The organism is Nocardioides sp. (assembly GCF_034670285.1).
Taxonomy (GTDB): Bacteria; Actinomycetota; Actinomycetes; order Propionibacteriales; family Nocardioidaceae; genus Nocardioides.
Map to the genome: position 1 here is coordinate 1 of NZ_JAXMNS010000266.1, position 5,476 is coordinate 5,476.

General features: G+C 72.3%; 6 protein-coding genes. 2 read left to right on the top strand and 4 right to left on the bottom strand.

The window, feature by feature from the left end:
* The coding region (locus VOI19_RS13355) for a hypothetical protein (RefSeq protein WP_323793455.1) at positions 1-474 on the top strand (474 nt) is incomplete at its 5' end.
* Here VOI19_RS13355 and VOI19_RS13360 read toward each other — a convergent pair.
* Both VOI19_RS13360 and VOI19_RS13365 read right to left on the bottom strand, forming a co-directional pair.
* Entirely contained in the window at positions 451-756 is a 306-nt protein-coding gene (locus VOI19_RS13360) for a DUF4031 domain-containing protein (protein ID WP_323793456.1), read from the bottom strand. The two genes, VOI19_RS13355 and VOI19_RS13360, sit on opposite strands and share 24 nt — an antisense overlap.
* A complete protein-coding gene (locus tag VOI19_RS13365; protein ID WP_323793457.1) occupies positions 753-1,496 on the bottom strand; it encodes a copper homeostasis protein CutC in 744 nt (247 codons plus the stop codon). Before VOI19_RS13365 ends, VOI19_RS13360 begins: the two co-directional genes overlap by 4 nt.
* A gap of 89 nt (positions 1,497-1,585) precedes the next feature.
* On the opposite strand from VOI19_RS13365, the gene VOI19_RS13370 reads away from it, so the two are divergent.
* A complete protein-coding gene (locus VOI19_RS13370) occupies positions 1,586-1,936 on the top strand; it encodes a hypothetical protein (protein ID WP_323793458.1) in 351 nt (116 codons plus the stop codon).
* A gap of 48 nt (positions 1,937-1,984) precedes the next feature.
* Here VOI19_RS13370 and VOI19_RS13375 read toward each other — a convergent pair whose 3' ends face one another.
* Both VOI19_RS13375 and VOI19_RS13380 read right to left on the bottom strand, forming a co-directional pair.
* A complete protein-coding gene (locus VOI19_RS13375; protein WP_323793459.1) occupies positions 1,985-2,710 on the bottom strand; it encodes a GntR family transcriptional regulator in 726 nt (241 codons plus the stop codon).
* A gap of 99 nt (positions 2,711-2,809) precedes the next feature.
* Positions 2,810-5,353, bottom strand: a complete 2,544-nt coding sequence (locus tag VOI19_RS13380) for an ABC transporter permease (protein WP_323793460.1) — start codon at positions 5,351-5,353, stop codon at positions 2,810-2,812.
* Between the last annotated feature and the right edge of the window lie 123 nt (positions 5,354-5,476).

The following is a 5,476-nucleotide window of genomic DNA, read 5'->3' on the forward strand; positions in this document are numbered from 1 at the left end:
GAGTCGTTCCCGACCCTGCCGGTGGTGCTGGCGGCGTGGTTCCACGACGGTGTGTACGACGGCGAGCGGGACGCCGAGGAGCGCTCGGCCACATGGGCCGAGGACGCCCTGCCCCTGCTGGACGACGCCGTGTGCGACGAGGCCACCGTCGCCGAGGTCGCGCGGCTCGTGCGGCTGACCGAGACCCACCGACCCGAGGCCGACGACCCCGCCGGGTGCGCGCTCTCCGACGCCGACCTCGCGATCCTCGCCGCCCCGGCGGAGCGCTACTCCGCCTACGTCGCGGCGGTGCGCACGGAGTATCCCCAGCTCGACGACGCGACCTTCGCCGCCGGACGCGCCCTGGTGCTCGCCGACCTGCTCGACAAGCCGCAGCTCTTCCACACCCCGCACGCGCTCGCCCACTGGGAGGCCCCGGCGCGCGCCAACGCTGCTCGCGAGCTGGAGCAGCTACGGGCCCTCCAGACCGCCTGACCCGCCTGGCCCGCCTGAGACCCCGGGCCGCGGACGACGCCGTCGCAGGCCCGCGGCGACGAGACGGCGCACGAGCTCACGCGAGCTGACCGGGGTCGCGCCCGCGGCGACCACGGCGTCGTACCACTGCGACGGGACGTCGTAGTGGTCGCGGTCGAAGCCGCGCTCGGGGATGTCGAGGGACCGCGCGAACGCGTGCAGCTCGGCGAAGGAGGTGTCGCTGGCGAGGTGCGACCACACGCGGCCGTGGCCCTCGACCGTCGGCGGGTCGATCAGGATCATCGGGCGTCGGTGGCGCCGGCCGCACGGGGACCGCGCTGGGCGACCACGTCGTCGAGCAGCAGCCGCCACGAGCGCACCAGCGCGGCGTCGACGTACGCCTTCTCGCTGCCGCCGGGGCGCACCTGCTCGTCGACCTGGAACTGGCGCACACCGGCCTGCACCAGCCAGGGCACGTGGTCGGGCCGCAACCCGCCGCAGGCCATCAGCACGCGCGCCACACCGGGCACGTCGTCCAGGAGCGCCAGCACGTCGTCGTAGCCGTGGGCCAGTCCCTGCGGGGAGCCGCCCGTGGCGACGGCGTCGAGGCCGGGGAGTCCATCGAGGTGGGCCCAGGCGCGGCGGGGCTCGAGGGTCGCGTCGACGGCGCGATGGAAGGTCCAGGGGACACCGGGCAGCGACTCCGCCAACGCCCGGGTGGTCTCGACGTCGATGCCGAGGTCGGCGTCCAGGAACCCGAAGGTCACGCCCTCCGCGCCGAGCGCGACGTACTCGCGGGCCAGTCCGATCAGGCGCATCAGGTCGCCGCCGTTGGTGGTGAAGGTGTCGTCGAGTCGCAGCACGACCCGCACGGGGAGGTCGCACGCGCGGATCACCGACGAGGCGGTCGGCACGTCGGGCGAACGGCCCTCGACTGCGAGCGAGAGCCGGTCGGCGCCACCCTCGACGCAGCCGGGCACGTCGCGGGCGTGCAGGACCGCCACCTCGAGCAGGCCGCTCGCGCCGTCCTGGTGCTCTGCCATGGCCCCACGGTAGGGCGCAGGAGCCCGTGGATCGGGGATCCGAGGCCGAGTCCGTGACGCCGCCCTTGCGTGGGGAGCACAATGGGGGGGTGGACGAACGGCTGTTGATCGATGCTCGGGCCCGGGTGCTGGCCGACCTCGCGGCCCGCCGACAAGCGACCGCGACTGCGGTCTCGGCCCTGGAGGACGCCTGCGTCTCGCGGCAGTGGTGGGCCCAGCAGTGGCCCGAGGGTCAGGTGTACGTCGCCGGTCTGGTGGCCCAGGACGTGCAGGACGCGCTCTTCGAGGAGATCGGCCGCTGGCCGCTGTGCACCGAGTGCACCGAGGGCCCCGAGCACTCGCTCTACATCCAGCCCGACCTCGGCGGACCCGACCCGGTGTGGGTGTGCGAGGAGACCGGCACGGTCGCGGCCGGGCTCGGCTTCCTCAACCGCGTGTGAGCAGCCGGCGCCACCTGGTCGTCCCACGTCGGGACCGAGGGTCCGTGCCTACGGGGCGGTGTCGCCGCCGAGCTGCATGAACATCGTGAACCGGTCGGCGCGGTAGACGCTGCGCGAGACCTCGACGACCTTGTCGCCGACGATCCCGCGACGCGAGTGGCGCAGGACGACGCCTCCCCGAGCGATCTCGAGCTGAGTGGCTTCCTCGGCGCTGGCGATGTCGGCGGAGATGGAGTCCTCGACCCAGGTGGGACGCAGTCCGCGGGCGTCGAGCGCCTCGTAGAGGCTGGTCGGCATGCCGCCCTGGAGGAAGCCGGGAAGCAGGACCTCGTTGAGGTAGGCGTCCTCGATGCAGACGACGGAGGCGTCGGCCCGGCGCAGGCGACGCCAGTGGATGACAGCGTCACCCTCGGTGAGCTGGAGGGCCCGGGCGACCCCGGGGCCGGCCTGCTCGCGGCGCGCCAGCAGGGTCTGCGACTCGGCCAGCAGACCGCGGCGCGACATCTCCTCGGTGTAGCTGCTGATCTTGGTCGCGACCCGTCGCGGACGGGCCACGAAGGTGCCGCGACCGGGGATGCGTTCGAGCAGGCCCTCGGTCACGAGCGTGTCCAGGGCCTGACGCACCGTCATCCTCGCGACGCCGAACCGGTGCACCAGCTCGCGCTCGGAGGGAGCCGGAGAACCCGGCGCATGACCGGCGAGGAGGTCGCGGACGTACTCGCGCACGACGACGTGCTTGAGGCGGCCCTCACCCGTCATCGTCGCGTCCTCCATGGGTTCAGACTAGGGACAACGGCCCGTCACGTCAGCCTTTCGGGTGAGATGGACACCCTTTCGTCCCTGTTCGAGCGCCACTGCACGCCGCCCGGACGGCTACTCCGTGGAGATCGCCTCGAGGACGTCGAGGCGGGCCGCACGTCGCGCCGGCAGCACCGAGGCCAGCACCCCGATCACGATCGAGAGGACCAGGAACACCCCCACCTGGCCGAAGGGGACGGCGATGACGTCGAGGCCCTCGTCGCGCACCGCGGTGAGCAGCGCGAGGCCGAAACCGATCCCGAGCACCACGCCGAGCACCGCGCCCAGGGAGGAGATCACCACCGACTCCAGGGTGATCATCCACCGCAGCTGGCGACGGGTCACCCCGATGGCGCGGAGCAGCCCGACCTCCCGGGTGCGCTCGATCACCGACAGCGCGAGGGTGTTGACGATCCCGAGCACGGCGATGAGCAGCGCGAGACCCAGCAGGGCGTAGATGAAGAGGACGAACTGGTCGATCTGCGCGCGCTGCTCGGCGGCGAACGCCTCCTGGTCCAGCGCGGTGACGATCGGCTGGTCGGCCAGGGCGTCGTCGAGCCTGTCCTGCATCCCGGTGGCGCCGGGGTCGGTGTAGAGCACCAGGAAGTTGTCCTGGGCCGGGTAGCCGGCCTTCTCGAAGGTCTCGATCGAGACGAGGAACCCGCTCTGCACGAGCGCGCTGGCCTCGAAGGTGCCGGCGACGGTCCACTCGGCGGTGCCGGCGTTGACCTCGATCTCGAGGGTGTCGCCGAGCGCGAGGTCGTTGCTGCGGGCGAAGCTCTCGCCCAGCAGCACGGTGTCGAGCACGAGGTCGTCGGGCGCCCCGGTGGCGAGGGTGAGTTCGAGGCGGTCCAGGTCCTCTGGGTCGGTGGCGCCGATCCCGGCAAACCCGCCGTCGTACTCCGCGAACCCGAAGCGTTGCTGCACCACGGCCTCCACGCCGTCGACGGCGTCGAGGCGGTCGGCGACGCTGGAGGAGAACGACCCGCCGAAGATGCTGCTCACGACGTAGTCACCGCTGAACGTGTCCTCGGTCTGCTTGTCGACGGTCGCGCCGGCCGAGGCCCCGACGATCGCCATGGTGCAGGCCAGGGTCAGCCCGATCATCAGCGCCGAGGCCGTGGCAGCGGTACGGCGTGGGTTGCGCAACGTGTTCTGTCCCGCGAGGTTGCCGATCGGTCCGAAGAACCGCTCGAAGAGCGCACGGGCCGCCTCGAGGTAGGGGCGCGAGATGACGGGAGCCATCGCGGTCACGCCGAGCAGGACCGCGAGCACGCCCAGCCCGACGAACCACGCCCCGTTGCCCAGTCCGAGGAGGTCGGTGAGGCCCTCGGTGAGCGAGAGACCGCCGACCGCGGCCAGGGCCAGGCCCCACCACAGTCGTGCCTGCAGGGACGACTCGGGCAGCGCGACGTCGTCGCGCATGGCCTGCACCGGCGCGATCTTCGCCGTACGACGTGCCGGCAGGTAGGCGGCCACCATCGTGACGACGATCCCCACGGCATAGGCCGCGATGAAGGTGCGCGGGCTGTAGACCGTCGACTGGCCCGACAGGTCGAGGCCGAAGTTGGCGAACAGCGCGCGGAGCGCACCGGCGAGGAGCACCCCGAGCCCGAGGCCGACCGTCGAGCCGAGCACCCCGAGGACGAACGCCTCCAGCTGCACCGACCGGGTGACCTGGCGCCGGGAGGCCCCCAGCGCGCGCAGGAGGGCGAGCTCGCGGCTGCGCTGGGCGACCAGGATCGAGAAGGTGTTGACGATGAGGAACGACCCGACGACCAGGGAGATGCCCGCGAAGATCAGCAGGAAGATCGTCAGGAAGCTGATGGCCTCCAGCAGCTGCTCGGCCTGGCGGTCGGTCTCCTCGTCGCCGGTGACGGCCTCGACCCCGTCGGGCAGCACTGCCTCGACCTCGGCGAGCAGCTCGGCCTGACTGACGCCGTCGGCCGCTGTCACCCAGACCGAGTTGAAGGCGTTCTCGCCGCTCAGGAACAGCTCTTGCGCCCGGCTCGTCTCGAACGCCGCCAGGGTCGCGCCGTTGAGCGACCCGCCGTCGGGGAACCCGGCGATGCCGACGAGCGTGGGCTCGAGGTTGGCGGTCTCGTCGGAGGTGATCATCGGCACCGCGTCGCCCAGTGCCCAGCCCGACTTGTCGGCCGTGGCCGCGTCCAGGACCACCTCGTCGTCCGCCTCGGGCTCGCGGCCCTCCATGATCGTGAGGCCCTGCAGGCCGTTGCCCGCGGGCGCGTCGGACCAGTTGCCGCCGAAGGACGGCGGCCCGAAGCCGCCCAGCGGACGTCCGTCGGTGTCGACGACGTACACACCGGTGACGCCGATCTGACCATCGGCCCGGGCGGCCCCGGGGAGCGCGGCCAGGGCGTCGACGAGCTCGGCGGGCACGGTGCCCGCGCCGCCTCCGTCACCCGGCACGTCGCCCCCCTCGGGCGAGACGACGACGTCGCCCACGGTGTAGGCGAAGAGCGAGAGGAAGCTGCGGTTGAGCGTGTCGGAGAAGATCAGCGTGCCGACCACGAACGAGACCCCGAGCACGATCGCGAACGTGCTCATCACCAGCCGCACCTTGCGGGCGAGCAGGCTCTTGAAGGCCGCGCGGATCACGGCGTCGTACCGCCGGGCACGTCGCTCATCCGAGCCATGATCTCCAGGACGCCCTCACGGTCGGGGTTACGTGCCTCGTCGACGACCTTGCCGTCGGCGAGGAAGACCACGCGGTCGGTGTAG

Coding starts and splice junctions, on each gene's coding strand:
- VOI19_RS13360 (WP_323793456.1), bottom strand. CDS start 756: ATGATCCTGATCGACCCGCCGACGGTCGAGGGCCACGGCCGCGTGTGG.
- VOI19_RS13365 (WP_323793457.1), bottom strand. CDS start 1,496: ATGGCAGAGCACCAGGACGGCGCGAGCGGCCTGCTCGAGGTGGCGGTC.
- VOI19_RS13375 (WP_323793459.1), bottom strand. CDS start 2,710: ATGGAGGACGCGACGATGACGGGTGAGGGCCGCCTCAAGCACGTCGTC.